Below are 15,708 nucleotides of genomic sequence, written 5' to 3'. Positions count from 1 at the left end.
TTTGGATTTTTAAGGAATGAAATTGATATAATGATGAGTAACAAGGGGGAGAAATGATGGGAATACATATTAGAAGAGCAATAAAGGATGATATACCAGGTATAGCAAAGGTGCATGTTGATAGTTGGATTCGTCGATGGGGGAGTAGAAAGAACTGGTACATATAATTGTGATGGAGAATTATATGCAATCTACCTTTTACAAGAGTATCAAGGAATGAAAATAGGACAAAAGTTATTTCAAGCTTTATTATCGGATTGTATAAACAATGATATGCAATCACTTTTAGTTTGGGTTGTTACGAATAATCCTTCTAAAAAGTTTTATGAAAAATTTAACTCTGAAAAAATTGATACGAAATTTTTAGAGAGAGTAAGGGTAGAAGAAACAGCGTATTGTTGGAGAGATTTGAATTTGTTATACAAAAAGTTATATAGATTTGCTTAAATAATATTATTATGTAAACTTTATGTTTGAAAGAGGTATACCAATTAAGGTATACCTCTTTTGTTTAATCATTTTGGATAGATTACTAATGAAAAATAGTAAGTATGTAGTTTGAAACTGAGTATTTTTTTCGTGTATTTTTAACTAGATTAAAGAAAAGAGAGAAAACAAGAAAAATTAAATCAGATAAAAAAATTCTGAAATATACTCTTGAATTGAATATCATTATCAATTAGAATCATAATTGATAACGACATTCAATTATCGTTTATTATATAAAATTTCGATAGCTTTAATATAAAGAGGAGGACCAACATGCAGCATGCGAAACAAATCGCAGAACATGCAACATTACAAAGCTTTTTAAACTGTTATTTAAGAGAAACAGGGAGTGGAGAATGGATTACAGAGGATGAAAGAATGAAGATTATCTTCAGTAATACGTTGAATAGAGATACAGTCCCCACATATTTATGTTGTCGGCTATCGGCACAGAACGTTACTTTGTATGGAGAAGTTATATATAAATCATCAACAGATCGTCATTTGTTTGGAGAACAATTTTATTATCAAATTGGAGATAGTAATTCTGTTATTAAAGCAGATTACGTTACAGTTATTACATTTTTAATAAAAGAGATGTCTATCAACTACGGAGAAGGGACGAATCCTGCGGAACTTATGCTTCGAGTTATCCGTAGTTGTCAAAATATTGAGGAATTTACAAAAGAGAGAATAGAAGATACGTCCGCATTATACGGTTTCCATACAACTTTTATAGAAGCGGAGCAGTCTTTATTATTTGGGCATTTAACTCATCCTACACCAAAGAGTAGACAGGGGATATTGGATTGGAAAAATGCAATGTATTCTCCAGAATTAAAAGGAGAATGTCAGCTTCATTATTTTCGGGCCCATAAAAGTATAGTAAATGAAAAATCATTATTATCAGATTCTACAACAACGATTATAAAAGAAGAATTAAGTAATGATGAGATGGTTAGTAAGGAATTTATAGAGAAGTACTGTAAGGAAGATCAATATGCATTAATTCCAATTCATCCGCTTCAGGCAGAATGGCTCTTGCATCAAGCTTACGTACAAGATTGGATAGTTCAAGAATTGCTTGAGTATATTGGACCTGTAGGTAAGTATTATATGGCAACATCATCACTAAGGACACTGTATCATCCTGATTCGAAGTATATGCTTAAGTTTTCATTTCCGGTGAAAGTAACGAATTCAATGCGTATTAATAAACTGAAAGAACTTGAGAGTGGTCTTGAAGGAAAGGAAATGTTAAATACGGCTATTGGTGAAGTACGAGAAAGATTTCCAGGCTTTGATTTTATTTGTGATCCAGCCTATATTACATTAAATTATGGAACACAAGAATCTGGATTTGAAGTGATTATTCGCGAGAACCCTTTTTATAGTGAACATGCAAACGACGCAACATTAATTGCTGGGCTAGTTCAAGACGCTATACCTGGAGAGCGTACGCGGTTATCGAATATTATTCATCGCCTAGCAAATTTAGAAAGTAAAAGCTGTGAAGAAGTAAGCTTAGAGTGGTTTAGACGATATATGAATATTTCTTTAAAGCCAATGGTATGGATGTATTTACAGTATGGTGTTGCATTAGAAGCTCATCAGCAAAATAGCGTTGTTCAGCTAAAAGATGGTTATCCGGTCAAATATTATTTCCGTGATAATCAAGGATTTTATTTCTGTAATTCAATGAAAGAGATGCTTAATAATGAATTAGTTGGTATTGGAGAACGTACTGGAAATTTATATGACGACTATATTGTGGATGAGAGATTTCGTTACTACTTAATTTTCAATCATATGTTTGGCCTCATTAATGGTTTTGGCACAGCAGGATTAATTAAGGAGGAAATTCTTCTCTCGGAATTAAGGTCTGTACTTGAATCATTCCTTCCGTATAACCGGGAACCTTCAACTTTTTTAAGAGAATTATTGGACGAAGATAAGTTAGCGTGTAAAGCAAATTTACTAACGAGATTTTTCGATGTCGATGAGTTAAGTAATCCATTAGAGCAAGCAATTTATGTGCAAGTACATAATCCGCTCGTTAGAGAAGTGGCTGTTCGTTCATAAATAGCGTTAAAATTTCACGTAATACAAATAATGGTATTTTGTCATAAGGTGGAGGGTTTTATGAGAGTGGACATGTATCATACGAAAGTATTGAAGGCGCTCGAATCAGAAGATTACATTTCGGTACGAAGAAGAGTGCTACGTCAATTAGTAGAATCGTTAATTTATGAGGGGATTATTACACCGGTTCGCATAGAAAAAGAAGAACAAATTCTTTTTATAATACAAGGACTTGATGAAGAAGACAAAAGTGTCACGTACAAATGCTATGGCAGGGAACGGATGACATTTGGACGTATTTCTTTAGACTCATTAATAGTAAGAGTCCAAGATGAACAGCAAGAAATACAATCTGTCTCGCAATTTCTAGAAGAAGTTTTTCGGGTTGCTAGTGTAGAACAAGCTAAATTAGATTCTTTTATGCACGAATTAGAACAAACAATATTTAAAGACACGATTGCACAATATGAAAGAAATAATAAGAAAGAATACACTCAAAAATCTTACGATGAGTTTGAAAGTCATTTAATAGACGGCCATCCATATCATCCTAGTTATAAAGCACGTGTTGGATTTCAATATCGTGACAATTTTCAATATGGTTATGAATTTATGCAGCCAATAAAACTCATATGGATTGCAGCGCATAAGAATTATGCGACTGTAGGTTATGAGAATGAAGTGATGTATAACAACCTTTTAAGAGAGGAGATTGGCGATCGTAAATTAGAAGAGTTTATGGAACGAATTCGTAATAAGGGATGTAATCCAAAACAGTACGTGTTTATACCTGTTCACCCATGGCAGTGGGAGAATTTCATCATTTCAAATTATGGGGATCATATACAGGGGAAATTTATTATTTATTTAGAAACATCAGAGGACGATTATTGCGCGCAACAGTCAATGAGAACGTTAAGAAATATTACGAGTCAAAAGAAACCGTACGTTAAATTATCGATGAATTTACTCAACACTTCAACACTTCGTACGCTGAAACCATACTCTGTTGTGATTGCACCAGTAATATCAAATTGGTTAAATGATGTTGTAAGTAATGACGCCTATTTAATGGATGAAGCACGTTTAATCTTGTTAAGTGAGTTTTCAAGTGTAACGTATGACACGAATAAGAAAGCTATATATGGTTCATTAGGATGTATTTGGCGCGAAAGCGTTCACAAGTATTTAGATGCACAAGAGGATGCAATTCCTTTTAATGGTTTATACGCTAAAGAGAAAGATGGTACACCAATTATTGATGCGTGGTTGAATAAATATGGAATGAAGGATTGGCTACAATTACTTATTCAAAAAGCGATAATACCAGTTATACATCTTGTTGTAGAGCATGGCATCGCACTGGAATCACATGGACAAAATATGATTCTAGTCCATAAAGAAGGGGTGCCTGTTCGTATTGCGTTAAAGGATTTTCATGAAGGGCTTGAGTTTTATCGTCCATATTTGAAAGAAGTTGACAAATGTCCCGACTTTACTAAAATGCATAAAACATATGCGAATGGAAAAATGAATGATTTCTTTGAAATGGATCGCATTGAATGTTTGCAAGAGATGGTGTTAGATGCACTATTCCTGTTTAATTTAGGAGAATTAGCATTCGTACTTGCGGATGAGTATGGATTGAAAGAAGAACATTTTTGGATGATGGTTGTTGAAGAAATTGAAAATCATTTAAGAATATATCCACATTTGAAAGGTAGATTTGAAAATATTCAATTATATGCACCTACATTCTATGCTGAACAATTAACGAAACGTCGATTATATATGGATGTGGAATCGCTTGTTCATGAAGTTCCAAATCCATTGTATAGAGTAAGACAACTTATGAAACAAAAATCAGCTGTTACAGGGGGAAATTATGCTAATCGTTAATAAACAAGAGTATAGCAAAAGTGATTTTGAATTGAGATTACAAGTTTATGAGGAAATGGAACAATTTCAAAAAGCAGAAGGAAATAGATTTGCACTTTGTCTGAAAGATCCATTCGATATTATTACGCTTGTGTTTTTCTTAAAAGAAAAGAAATCATCAGTATTACTTATACATGAAGATACGCCAAAAGAAACGGCTATTGAAATGGCAAAGCGTGCAAATTGTGTAGGGATTTTATATGGAGAATATGGCGATTTTACAAAATTAGAAGTAGGGAACTTTTTACTAGAAGAGCCTTCTTTATTGCAATATAGTTCGGGAACTACGGGAGAACCGAAACTGATTCGTAGAGCATGGACGGAAGTTGATACAGAAATTACTGCCTATAATGAAGCTTTAAACTGTGAAGTAGATGAAGTGCCAATCGTTATGGCTCCTGTTTCACATTCATACGGACTAATATGTGGTACGTTATCAGCAATTACGAGGGGGAGCAAGCCTGTAATCATTACGAACAAAAATCCTAAATTCGCATTAAATATAGTTCGCAATACAGAAAAACATATTATATATGCAGTACCACTTATGTTACACATTATGGGGAGTTTTCCATTAGGAACGTTCCAGTTTCATAAAATTATGACATCAGGATCGCCTTTGCCAGAAGCACTATTTTATAAACTAAAAAAAATGACAACATATATGATGCAGCAATACGGTTGTTCTGAAGCAGGTTGTATTAGTATATGTCATGATATGAAAAGCCATTTAGATTTAGGAAACCCTCTACCTCATGCAAGTATAAGCATAGGTTCAGATGAAAATGCACCGGAAGAAATCGTCGTGAAAATGAATGATAAGGAAATTTTCACGAAGGATTTAGGGTATAAATCTGAGCGTGGCATTCATTTTATGGGGCGTATGGACGATGTAATTAATGTCTCAGGATTAAAAATCTTTCCTATAGAGGTAGAAGAAACGATGCTTCGATTGGAAGGTGTGCAAGAGGCAATTGTATATCGGGGGAAACATCCTGTGATGGGCGAAATAGTTAAAGCGAAAGTGATCTCTCATGTTGATCCAGTGAAAATAAGAGAATGGTGTATTCAGCACTTACCTTCTTATAAAGTTCCGCATGAAATTGAAAGTGTAAATGAAATTCCTAAAAATAAAACTGGAAAAGTAAGTAGAAAGTTACTAGAGATGGGAGAGGTTACAACATGAGACGGGAAGCGTTAAAGAATGCCGTGTTAAAAATTATGATAGAAAAAATGGAACTGAAAAATGTAACGCATTTAGAAGAAACGATGCGCTTAAATCAAGATTTATATATAGATTCGGTAATGATGTTACAGCTTATTGTATACATAGAAATGGATGTAAAGCTATGCGTTCCAGAGGATGAGGTAGACCCAAAGGCATTTCTTACTGTAGGATCTTTGCTTGATTTTATGGAAGAGTTAGAGCCGTTACAGGAAGTAAATGTGAATAACTAACCTTTAGGAAAGTGGATGAGAGTATGACTTCAATTAAAGTGCACTGTTTAGTGAGTTGTTTTTGTGAAATTATAAAAAGGCGTAGCGACATTGATTTTCGTCCATTTTATTTTGGACTATGGGATGGAGATTTTGATATAACACAAGGCGGAATTATTTCATATCACTCTGAAAACATTAACCATGATCATTATTTACTTTGGTTTGAAAAATTGTACGGTATTAAAGTAAACGAATGGTATGATCATGCAAAAGATAAAGATAGCAATGTAGAAACGTTTTTAGAATTAGTAGAAAACAAGCCGGAAAATCGTTATGTCATTGTAATGGTTGATATGTCTCTATTACCAGAGAGGGAAAATAAATTTCATCAAAAACCGTTTCCACATTATTTAATGATATCAAAAACAGAGAAAGAAGAAGAATGGTTCATGCTAGATCCTGATTTTCGTTGGGAAGGAAATATGGAAAGAGAAAAAGTACTTCACTCTATTCAAGATAACCCATTTGGTGGAGGTTATTTCATTGATATAGAACGAATTGGAGAGCCAACGCAAGAAACAGTAGCTAGTTATTTCACAGAAACATTCAAAAAGAACGACAATGAACTGACTATGGAACTGAAAAATTTAATTGTAAAAATGGCAAATGAGGAAGAAGGATATGCGCTTTCTGGACTTGTAGCAGCAGTAAAACAAATACCAGTACTTGCAATTCGTAAATATAGTTATGAGCATGCCTTTGCATACTTCCGTGAAACGTTGCAATATTCGGAGCAAGAATTTGATTATTGGTGTGATCGAGTAGAGGATATTGTACAAGGATTTACAAATGTACAGTATCGTGCAATTAAAATGGCAATGACGAATAATAAAGGTATGCTAGTATCGATTATTGAAAAACTGGATGAAATGAATGCAATTGAACTGCAAATTAAGAAGGAATTAGAGAGACAGTTTCTATCATGGAAAGGTATGAAAACAAATCAATCTGTCGCAACTCTTTAATAAGCTAACTGAATTTAAGATAGGAGAGTTTAATACTATGAAATATTCGCTATGTACCATTTCATTTCGTCATCAATTAATTTCATTTACTGATATTGTTCAATTTGCATATGAAAACGGTTTTGAAGGAATTGAATTATGGGGGACGCATGCACAAAATTTGTACATGCAAGAACGTGAAACGACAGAACGAGAATTGAATTTTCTAAAGGATAAAAACTTAGAAATTACGATGATAAGTGATTACTTAGATATATCATTATCAGCAGATTTTGAAAAAACGATAGAGAAAAGTGAACAACTTGTAGTACTAGCTAATTGGTTTAATACGAATAAAATTCGCACGTTTGCTGGGCAAAAAGGGAGCAAGGACTTCTCGGAACAAGAGAGAAAAGAGTATGTGAAGCGAATACGTAAGATTTGTGATGTGTTTGCTCAGAACAATATGTATGTGCTGTTAGAAACACATCCCAATACACTAACGGACACATTGCCTTCTACTATAGAGTTATTAGAAGAAGTAAACCATCCGAATTTAAAAATAAATCTTGATTTTCTTCATATATGGGAGTCTGGCGCAGATCCAATAGACAGTTTCCATCGATTAAAGCCGTGGACACTACATTACCATTTTAAGAATATATCTTCAGCGGATTATTTGCATGTGTTTGAACCTAATAATGTATATGCTGCAGCAGGAAGTCGTATAGGTATGGTTCCGTTATTTGAAGGTATTGTAAATTATGATGAGATTATTCAGGAAGTGAGAAATACGGATCTTTTTGCTTCCTTAGAATGGTTTGGACATAATTCAAAAGAGATATTAAAAGAAGAAATGAAAGTATTAATAAATAGAAAATTAGAAGTAGTAACTTCGTAATGTGAAATGATGTGAGAGTCTCGTTTAGAGGCTCTTTTTTTATGGTAAAAAATAACCAAAAATTTCCATGTATTTTAATTTGAATTTAACACAATTTATATATAAATAAGGAGGTGATTGGTAATGGCTAGAAATCGTAATTCTAATCAATTAGCATCACATGGAGCACAAGCAGCTTTAGATCAAATGAAGTATGAAATTGCACAAGAGTTCGGTGTACAACTTGGAGCTGATACTTCTTCACGTGCAAACGGTTCTGTAGGCGGTGAAATCACAAAACGCCTAGTAGCGATGGCAGAACAACAGCTTGGTGGCGGATATACTCGCTAAATGTAGAAGGTTATAGGAGAAAGGAAGGATTCTTCCTTTCTTTTTTTTTCAATTAATTGGTATGGATATATAGTGAACAGAATTCAAAGAATAGAAGTAATACTATATTTTACCCAATTTCTTTTGTTGTGAATGGGAAGTATTAAAGATGTAATAGCCCTGGTGGAATGAAAATTATGTTCCAGCAGGGCTATTATATGGTAAGAAATATATGATGAAAGGTTCCGAAATCAACATGTTAAAAAAAGAAAACTGTTGTTTAATTGCGCTTGCATCAGTTCCACTTGTCATGACATTAGGGAATTCAATGCTCATTCCAATCTTGCCGACAATTGAAAAGAAATTACATATTTCATCGTTTCAAGTATCCATGATTATTACAATTTACTCTATCGTAGCCATTTTACTTATACCGATTGCTGGTTATTTATCAGATAGATGGGGACGAAAGATGGTAATGGTTCCGAGTTTGCTGATTGCGGCTATAGGAGGAGCGATAACTGGTTGGGTATCATGGAAAGTTGATAATCCCTACATTTGGATACTAATCGGTAGAGCGATTCAAGGTATTGGTGCTGCTGGTGCAATGCCGGTTGTTATACCGTGTGTTGGTGATTTATACAAAGATGAAAAACAAGTTAGTACAGGTTTGGGAATCATTGAGACATCCAATACATTTGGAAAAGTGCTGAGCCCTATTTTAGGATCTGCTCTTGCTGCCATTGTATGGTTCTTACCATTTTGGGCGATTCCAGTTTTATGTGTCGTAGCAATTGTTTTATTGCTGGTATTAGTAAAGGCAAAAAAACAAGAAGGGGAAGTACCGCCACTAAAAGAGTTTATTCGATCTATTATCTCTACGTTTCGAGAAAAGGGAAGATGGTTAATTGCCATTTTTGCATTAGGTGCAATTATTATGCTTATTTTATTCGGAATTCTCTTTTATTTGTCGACTATACTGGAATCAAAGTATGACATTCATGGTATATGGAAAGGGTGTGTGCTTGCTATCCCGTTACTTGTACTGTCACTTAGTTCCTATATGGCCGGTAAAAAAATTGGAGATAATCAAAATGTTATGAAGAAGTGTATTTATATTGGTTTTTTAATGGCAGCTGCATCAGTCATCATTCCTTTATTTATAAAAGGGATTTACTTACTACTTCTTTGTCTCGTTATTATGGGGATAGGAATTGGTATGGCACTCCCATGTTTAGATGCTCTCATTACACAAGGGATTGAAAAGGAGCAAAGGGGAACGGTTACGTCCTTTTATAGTTCAATGCGATTTATCGGTGTAGCAGCTGGACCACCTTTATATTCTTTTTTTATGAAAGGGGCGGACCATGAAGTGTTTTATTTGACAAGTATTTTCGCTGCCATTGGTGCTGTTATAGCAATCATTTGGATTAAACCAGCAAAAGATGCAAAGATGGTAAAACAGAAACCGGAACCTACTTCATAATTTGAAAGAGAATTGCATGATGTTTTCAGTAACATGCAATTCTCTTTCGTTCATTAAGAATAAATAACTTGTTTTAACATATAAAGCGCGACACCCCATATGATGAGACCAGAAAATTTATTTAATAATAAGATTGTCTTTCCGGTTGAGTCTAGTCTTTTTAGAAATTTCCCCGCTAAAGCTAAGCTTATAAACCAAATCCAAGAAACGATAATAGTTGCAAGTGTAAAAGCCCACTTTTCACTTCCTATGTATTGAATAGAATTTGTTCCAATTACACCGATTGTGTCTAAAATTGCATGTGGATTTAATAACGAAACTGATGCTGCGAAAAGGATTTGCTTTTTTAAGGACATACTTTTTTCTTGTTTTACATCGTTGGAAGGGTTACTTCTCCAAATAACAAAGCCCATATATAGGAGAAAGAAAAATCCAATTATATATAACGAGTTAGTTAGCCAAGAAAAAGTAAGGAGTACAAGGGAGACACCTTGCACCGCAATCAATATGAGTAACGTATCACATATAGAGGCAGTTAATACTACAGGGGCTGCCCTCCAAATGTTTGGTTGGCTAGCGCCTTGGTTAAAGACAAAAACATTTTGTACACCTAATGGAATGATAAGTCCAAATGCAAGAATGATACCATGAATAATTGCTTCACTCATCATATTACCTCCTATTTTAATTCATTATGATAGTGTATATTGTATAGAAGAAATGAAAATTTGTATCCATCCATATGGTTGGGGAGGTTACCAACCAAAAAGAATATAAGGTGATATGATGGAAAGATTCGTTTGGAAACCGAATATGTCTCTAGCGACGCCGCTGTATAAACAAATAGAAACGTATATAAAAGAAAGGATTGTTAATGGAGAATGGACCGTTGGAACAAAATTACCTTCACAAAGAGATTTGGCCCATACATTTGGTGTGAATCGAAGCACAATTGTAATGGCTTTCGATGAACTAGTTGCGAAGGGATATATTGAAGGGAATGGCAGGAAAGGAACAATTGTTGTAAATAATAATGAGAATGCTTCAACTTACGCACCCCCGCCTAATTGGCAGTCTTATGTAGAAACAGGAGTTCATTATCCGAATCTCCCAGCTATTCAAGAGATTAATCAAGCTGAATTTTATCCACATGTAATTCGGTTAGGAACAGGTGAGCTCGCGCCGAGTCTCTTACCTGAGAAAAAGATGAAAGAAATTATGAATAAGCTTTTAAAGTCAAATGTGACGCTTGGGTATGAAGAGCCGAAAGGAAATCTGTATTTAAGGGAAAAGATTTCCGAATACTTAAAGGAGCATGGCGTATATGTATCTCCTGCCTCTATATTAATTGTTTCAGGAGCAATTCAAGCGCTGCAACTTATTTCTATGGGGCTTCTTTCGAAAGGGGCATCCATCTTATTAGAGAAACCATCCTATTTATATTCGCTTAATGTTTTTCAATCAGCAGGAGTACGTTTAATTGGAATCCCAATGGATGAGAGCGGGTTACATACATCATATATTAAGAAATATAAGAAGCAGTTCAATGCCTCTATTTTATATACAATCCCGTCTTTTCATAATCCGACGAATTTTAGTATGAATACTAAGAAGCGAAAAGAAATAATGGAAGTATGTAATGAAATTGGATTACCTATTATAGAGGACGCAGTGTATCAAGACTTATGGTTTGATGCACCTAGTTCGAAACCTTTAAAAGCCTATGATAAAAATGGAATTGTACTACATATTGGAAGCATGTCCAAAGTAATTAGTCCAGGTTTAAGAATTGGATGGATTGTTGGACCCGAGCCAGTAATTCAAAGATTGTCAGACATAAAAATGCAAACAGATTATGGTTCAAGCACTATATCCCAGCAAATTGCAGCAGAGTGGTTTACAAATGGTCTATATGATGAGCATTTGCGATTTGTAAGAAGTGAATTGAAAAAACGAAGAGATTTTATGTTACTAATGTTAGATAAATATCTTCGTGAAATAGCAACTTGGCATGAACCAACAGGCGGGTTTTATATATGGGTACATATAAAAATACCCATTTCATATCGCAGTTTATTTGATAAAGCTCTGCAAGAAAAGGTTTTATTAAACCCAGGTACTTTATATGATAGAAGTGCAAATCAATTTTTGCGCCTATCGTATTCATACGCAACGTTAGAAGAAATTGAAATAGGTATAAAAAAACTTGCACAACTAATGAAAAAGTAAGAGGAGAAAGTAATGAAACAATATGTAATTTGCCAAATGATCAATGGAGAAAAATATTTAGCTGCTTATGCGGAGACGCAGCAAGAAGCAATTGAAAAAGCAGAACTGTTAGGATTAAGAACGGGAAATCGTTACATAGTTATTACTGCAGAAGAAGCCGAAGGGTTATCGTACCCTTAAACAATGTACGAGATTGTATAGGAAGTAAATAAGCCTAGTAATATAAGAAATTACTAGGCTTATTTACTATTAATTTGTCAAACGTTTTTGTATGCAAAATAATAATATTATGAGTCAAGTTGACGAAAAAATCGATTTGTCTTTCGGTCTTGATTTCCTTTTCTATATTCATCAATATATTGCCTAAAGTTCCAAGCTTGTAAAAATTTATTAGCAGAGTTATAACCAGAATTGTAAAGCCATTCTTTTTCTTCCTTTGTCAGTTCAAAATTAGTACTTGTAATCGTTCCTGTTGGAATTGTAATGGTTCTTGCTTTTGATTCCTTATCTAAATGACGTAAATCGTGAGCTTGCATCATTGTTTTAAATAGTCCTTTGAACATAGAAATAGGCTCGTTATAGTGAGCAGGGTCAGCTTGAATCTCATCTTTTACAAAATGAAATCCGAAAGTCGGCCAGCGAGGAGCGGTAGGTGAATCGAAGATCCAAATTGGATAATTACTTAGAATTCCTCCATCAACCATATAACAAGGCTGCTTCCATTTTGGAGTTCTCCATTTTACGGGTTCAAAGAAGAAGGGGATTGTACTACTCATTCTTACCGCTTTAGCGATAGAGAAGCGATAATTTAAAAATCCGTAGTTTGGTAAGTCGTCAGGAAAGACAACCATTTTACCATTACTAATATCAGAGGCGATGATTTTGAGTTTGTTTAGATCTGGTAAATCAGTAAATAAATGAACACCTTTTTTTCGAAGTAATTCTTCAATCCATTCTTCTATAAATACATTAGAGTATATACCTAGAGTAGTCCATGCACTTAGTCCCTTACCGATAAAAGGAATTCTATCAATAAAAGTTCTTTTCGTAAATTTATTATAATCAATATCAGTTATAATCGTTTTTAACTCTGAACAAGAATATCCTGCCGCTAGGAGCGCTGCAATAATCGAACCAGCCGATGTACCAGCTACACGTTCCCATTCATAACCTTTTTCGGCTAACGCGCAAATTGCCCCGACATGCGCAATACCGCGCACACCGCCTCCTTCAAAAACACCATCAATCTTCATTAAACATACTTCCTTTCGAATAAAAGATTTGGAAATGGCAAAAAAGCACGTATTGTACGTGCTTTTTTTAATAGTTTTTAAGTTTACTAGCAGCCTACAAAGCCGCCCCAACAGCTAGCTCCGATGATGATTAGAAGGATAAATAAAACGATTAATAAAGCGAAACCTCCGTAACCACAACCGCCGCCACCGTATCCGTAACCACAGCAACTATATCCGTAACCCATGTGGAATTCCTCCTTATATTTAAAAATGAACGAGGGGAAAATGTACTGGAAGAAATAAAGAATTATCGTGTTTGTAGGAACAATGTATAGTATGCTTTTTTAAACTTGTTCGCGTACGAAGGATAAGCCCGTTTTTTAGAGGCTTGTTGATTTTGTAAAGAATGAAGTATAATCTTTGTACTATGATATAAATAAGTATGTAAATGTAAGGAGAATTTATGAATAAAAAAATTGAAGTATTAATTGATAAATATGAACTAACACACTTGAAAGAAGAACTTATTAATACTGTATTTCCTTGTATAAAAGTTGTGCCAAAGCAGCAGGAAACTGTTGCGATAGGTAGTTCGAAAATGGGAGGAGTTCCTGATTTACCAGCTTTATTTGAATATCCAAAGCATAAGGGAAATCCACTACAATTTATCGCGCAATTTAACTTAACTGATTTACAAAACGTTGGTATGGATCACAATCTTCCTAAGACGGGGATGCTGTATTTCTTTTGCATTGAAAATTATTTTGAAGAAAATGTGAATCTAACAGAAGCTGGGCGTGTACTTTATTATGATGTTCCTGTAGAGCAATTACGAAGAGAAAATGAAATACAAGCGAAATATAACCAGTGTGCAATTACTTTTGAACTGACATACAAATTACCAGAACTTTTCATTGAAGATGAGGCTGATTCAGATCGTTTCTTGCAATTACTTGAAGAGCTAATTCCAGATAACTACGATAACCATCAAATGTTTGGTGAGCCATTCTCTGTACAAGAAGAAGTGTTATATGAGACAGGAGAATATATGGGAGTAGACCCGCAGCAAATGACTCTTTTATTCCAAATTGATTCAGATCATAAAAATTGTAATATGGTTTGGGGAGAACTAGGGATGCTATATTTCTGTATTAGTAATGAAGATTTGAAAAATCAACGTTTTGAAAATACATGCTGTGTATTACAAACATGCTAATGAAAAAAGGTTGTTCTTTTAAAAAGAACAACCTTTTTATGTGAATTAGTTAATATGCATAATCTCATATGACCTATACGAAAAAGTATTGTATACTCTGAAACTATACGATACTTTTTCGTATAGTTATAGAATATAAGGAGTGACAAGATGGGAAAGACAAGTAAGTATGTGACAGCTGCCGCACTTTGTTCAACTATAGTAATGGGAGGCTTACAAGCGTCATCTGTATCTTATGCAGCTACAAATCCGACTACGGTGACAGCACAATCAGATGTAAAGTTATTAGATGATTTCAGAAAAGAATTAAAAAAACAGATTGATAATCGAGAAGAAAATATTACAATCACATATAAAACAAAAGATAGAAATGCTAGAAATATTATGGATCAATTGTATGGTGAGTTTAATAAAATTGTAGATGCTGATGAGTATGTAAAATATAATGTAGCGTCTACTAGATATTCTATTAAAGGAATGCCAGGGGACTATACGTTTACACTGCAAGTAAAATACCGTGAATCAAAAGAACAAACTCAATATGTAAAAGCTCAGGCGAAATCAATTGTTGGATCAATTGTAAAACCAGGGATGGATGAGCATGAGAAAGTAAAAGCTATTCACGATTACGTTGTGAAGCATGTGTCTTATGATACGTCTTATCAAGCGTATACAGCATATGAAGCATTAGCGAATCGTTCTGCCGTTTGCCAAGGATATACATTATTAACGTATGAGTTGTTAAAAGAGGCAGGTATTCAAAATCATATTGTAACAGGCACAGGAAATGGACAAGCTCACGCGTGGAATTTAGTGAACATTGAAAACAAATGGTATCACCTAGATACTACATTTGATGATCCAGTACCAGATAAAGCAGGGCGTGTAACTTACTCATATTTTAATATGTCTGACGAACAGTTAAGTAAAGATCATGAATGGGATCGTAGCAAATATCCAGCGGCAACTACAAGTTATTTTGGTGAATTAACAAATAAAATAAAAGCTGGTAGCTCAAAAACTGTTGTATATGAGCAGATGTTAAAAGAAACAAATTTACAATACTTATCTGCAGAATACGGAGCAGAAAATTATAATGAATTTAAGCAAAAGTTGCAGCAACAGTTTGCAGCCAAACCAGAAAAAGTAGAAGTACGATATAAGCAGTCCATGGATGGAACGATGCAAGATATAAAGAAAGTATTAAATGAAATAAATTGGCCAAAAGGTGCAAAGCGTGTGTCTTATCAAGTAGCACCTTATAGTGCATTGGCTGGTTATTCATTGGCGACAATTACATTTACGTATTAAGCAATGAGAAAGAGCATCTGTAAAAGATGCTCTTTTTATATTTGTTGATCACTTTAAAATATTGGGAA

General features: G+C 34.2%; 15 protein-coding genes and 1 pseudogene. 13 read left to right on the top strand and 3 right to left on the bottom strand.

Going from position 1 to position 15,708, the window contains the following annotated elements:
- Positions 1–56: 56 nt before the first annotated feature.
- From IBT51_RS00825 to bcbE, 9 genes and pseudogenes are all read left to right on the top strand, one after another.
- Positions 57–447: pseudogene (locus IBT51_RS00825) on the top strand (N-acetyltransferase family protein).
- 315 nt (positions 448–762) lie between these two features.
- Positions 763–2,571 carry an IucA/IucC family protein gene (locus IBT51_RS00820; protein WP_199717153.1) on the top strand — a complete coding sequence of 603 codons (1,809 nt, stop codon included), beginning with the start codon at positions 763–765 and terminating at the stop codon, positions 2,569–2,571.
- Positions 2,572–2,631: 60 nt separating this feature from the next.
- Positions 2,632–4,470 carry an IucA/IucC family protein gene (locus IBT51_RS00815; RefSeq protein WP_069355443.1) on the top strand — a complete coding sequence of 613 codons (1,839 nt, stop codon included), beginning with the start codon at positions 2,632–2,634 and terminating at the stop codon, positions 4,468–4,470.
- The gene (locus IBT51_RS00810) at positions 4,457–5,695 is read left to right on the top strand and encodes an AMP-binding protein (protein ID WP_069355444.1); all 1,239 of its coding nucleotides are present in this window, start codon (positions 4,457–4,459) and stop codon (positions 5,693–5,695) included. The genes IBT51_RS00815 and IBT51_RS00810 overlap by 14 nt, the downstream gene beginning before the upstream one ends.
- Complete coding sequence (gene asbD / locus IBT51_RS00805; protein ID WP_001250560.1) at positions 5,692–5,967, top strand: petrobactin biosynthesis protein AsbD; 276 nt, start codon at positions 5,692–5,694, stop codon at positions 5,965–5,967. The genes IBT51_RS00810 and asbD overlap by 4 nt, the downstream gene beginning before the upstream one ends.
- A gap of 23 nt (positions 5,968–5,990) precedes the next feature.
- Positions 5,991–6,974: a DUF6005 family protein gene (locus IBT51_RS00800; RefSeq protein ID WP_069355445.1), complete on the top strand. Its 984-nt coding sequence runs from the start codon at positions 5,991–5,993 to the stop codon at positions 6,972–6,974.
- 37 nt (positions 6,975–7,011) lie between these two features.
- Entirely contained in the window at positions 7,012–7,854 is an 843-nt protein-coding gene (locus IBT51_RS00795) for a sugar phosphate isomerase/epimerase family protein (protein ID WP_000877687.1), read from the top strand.
- A gap of 123 nt (positions 7,855–7,977) precedes the next feature.
- Positions 7,978–8,184 (top strand): alpha/beta-type small acid-soluble spore protein, encoded by a 207-nt coding sequence (locus IBT51_RS00790; RefSeq protein ID WP_000113545.1) that lies wholly within the window; start codon positions 7,978–7,980, stop codon positions 8,182–8,184.
- Between the two features lie 235 nt (positions 8,185–8,419).
- Positions 8,420–9,649 carry a bacillibactin exporter BcbE gene (gene bcbE / locus IBT51_RS00785; RefSeq protein ID WP_053565513.1) on the top strand — a complete coding sequence of 410 codons (1,230 nt, stop codon included), beginning with the start codon at positions 8,420–8,422 and terminating at the stop codon, positions 9,647–9,649.
- 53 nt (positions 9,650–9,702) lie between these two features.
- On the opposite strand, the gene IBT51_RS00780 is transcribed toward bcbE, so the two are convergent.
- On the bottom strand, positions 9,703–10,317 hold the full coding sequence (locus tag IBT51_RS00780; RefSeq protein WP_069355446.1) for a LysE/ArgO family amino acid transporter: 615 nt from the start codon (positions 10,315–10,317) through the stop codon (positions 9,703–9,705).
- Positions 10,318–10,435: 118 nt separating this feature from the next.
- On the opposite strand from IBT51_RS00780, the gene IBT51_RS00775 reads away from it, so the two are divergent.
- Positions 10,436–11,878 carry an aminotransferase-like domain-containing protein gene (locus IBT51_RS00775; protein WP_069355447.1) on the top strand — a complete coding sequence of 481 codons (1,443 nt, stop codon included), beginning with the start codon at positions 10,436–10,438 and terminating at the stop codon, positions 11,876–11,878.
- Positions 11,879–11,890: 12 nt separating this feature from the next.
- Positions 11,891–12,058 carry a DUF3933 family protein gene (locus tag IBT51_RS00770; RefSeq protein WP_000816390.1) on the top strand — a complete coding sequence of 56 codons (168 nt, stop codon included), beginning with the start codon at positions 11,891–11,893 and terminating at the stop codon, positions 12,056–12,058.
- 107 nt (positions 12,059–12,165) lie between these two features.
- Here the strand turns inward: IBT51_RS00770 and IBT51_RS00765 are convergent, their stop codons facing one another.
- Positions 12,166–13,131: a patatin-like phospholipase family protein gene (locus tag IBT51_RS00765; protein WP_000686807.1), complete on the bottom strand. Its 966-nt coding sequence runs from the start codon at positions 13,129–13,131 to the stop codon at positions 12,166–12,168.
- Positions 13,132–13,217: 86 nt separating this feature from the next.
- Entirely contained in the window at positions 13,218–13,358 is a 141-nt protein-coding gene (locus IBT51_RS00760) for a YjcZ family sporulation protein (RefSeq protein ID WP_000540419.1), read from the bottom strand.
- 218 nt (positions 13,359–13,576) lie between these two features.
- Between IBT51_RS00760 and IBT51_RS00755 the strand changes: the two genes are divergently transcribed.
- Together IBT51_RS00755 and IBT51_RS00750 are read left to right on the top strand one after the other, a co-directional pair.
- Positions 13,577–14,329, top strand: a complete 753-nt coding sequence (locus tag IBT51_RS00755) for a YwqG family protein (RefSeq protein WP_053564712.1) — start codon at positions 13,577–13,579, stop codon at positions 14,327–14,329.
- A 150-nt stretch (positions 14,330–14,479) separates the two neighbouring features.
- Positions 14,480–15,640, top strand: a complete 1,161-nt coding sequence (locus IBT51_RS00750; protein ID WP_000520865.1) for a transglutaminase domain-containing protein — start codon at positions 14,480–14,482, stop codon at positions 15,638–15,640.
- Positions 15,641–15,708: the final 68 nt, after the last annotated feature.

Source organism: Bacillus sp. S71 (genome assembly GCF_016625265.1).
Classification (GTDB): domain Bacteria; phylum Bacillota; class Bacilli; order Bacillales; family Bacillaceae_G; genus Bacillus_A; species Bacillus_A cereus.
The sequence above is the reverse complement of the archived record's forward strand: the minus strand, read 5'-3'. Positions and strand labels throughout refer to the sequence as shown.

Coding starts and splice junctions, on each gene's coding strand:
- IBT51_RS00755 (WP_053564712.1), top strand. CDS start 13,577: ATGAATAAAAAAATTGAAGTATTAATTGATAAATATGAACTAACACAC.
- bcbE (WP_053565513.1), top strand. CDS start 8,420: ATGTTAAAAAAAGAAAACTGTTGTTTAATTGCGCTTGCATCAGTTCCA.
- IBT51_RS00795 (WP_000877687.1), top strand. CDS start 7,012: ATGAAATATTCGCTATGTACCATTTCATTTCGTCATCAATTAATTTCA.
- IBT51_RS00800 (WP_069355445.1), top strand. CDS start 5,991: ATGACTTCAATTAAAGTGCACTGTTTAGTGAGTTGTTTTTGTGAAATT.
- IBT51_RS00775 (WP_069355447.1), top strand. CDS start 10,436: ATGGAAAGATTCGTTTGGAAACCGAATATGTCTCTAGCGACGCCGCTG.
- IBT51_RS00765 (WP_000686807.1), bottom strand. CDS start 13,131: ATGAAGATTGATGGTGTTTTTGAAGGAGGCGGTGTGCGCGGTATTGCG.
- IBT51_RS00770 (WP_000816390.1), top strand. CDS start 11,891: ATGAAACAATATGTAATTTGCCAAATGATCAATGGAGAAAAATATTTA.
- IBT51_RS00815 (WP_069355443.1), top strand. CDS start 2,632: ATGAGAGTGGACATGTATCATACGAAAGTATTGAAGGCGCTCGAATCA.
- IBT51_RS00750 (WP_000520865.1), top strand. CDS start 14,480: ATGGGAAAGACAAGTAAGTATGTGACAGCTGCCGCACTTTGTTCAACT.
- IBT51_RS00780 (WP_069355446.1), bottom strand. CDS start 10,317: ATGAGTGAAGCAATTATTCATGGTATCATTCTTGCATTTGGACTTATC.
- IBT51_RS00820 (WP_199717153.1), top strand. CDS start 763: ATGCAGCATGCGAAACAAATCGCAGAACATGCAACATTACAAAGCTTT.
- asbD (WP_001250560.1), top strand. CDS start 5,692: ATGAGACGGGAAGCGTTAAAGAATGCCGTGTTAAAAATTATGATAGAA.
- IBT51_RS00760 (WP_000540419.1), bottom strand. CDS start 13,358: ATGGGTTACGGATATAGTTGCTGTGGTTACGGATACGGTGGCGGCGGT.
- IBT51_RS00790 (WP_000113545.1), top strand. CDS start 7,978: ATGGCTAGAAATCGTAATTCTAATCAATTAGCATCACATGGAGCACAA.
- IBT51_RS00810 (WP_069355444.1), top strand. CDS start 4,457: ATGCTAATCGTTAATAAACAAGAGTATAGCAAAAGTGATTTTGAATTG.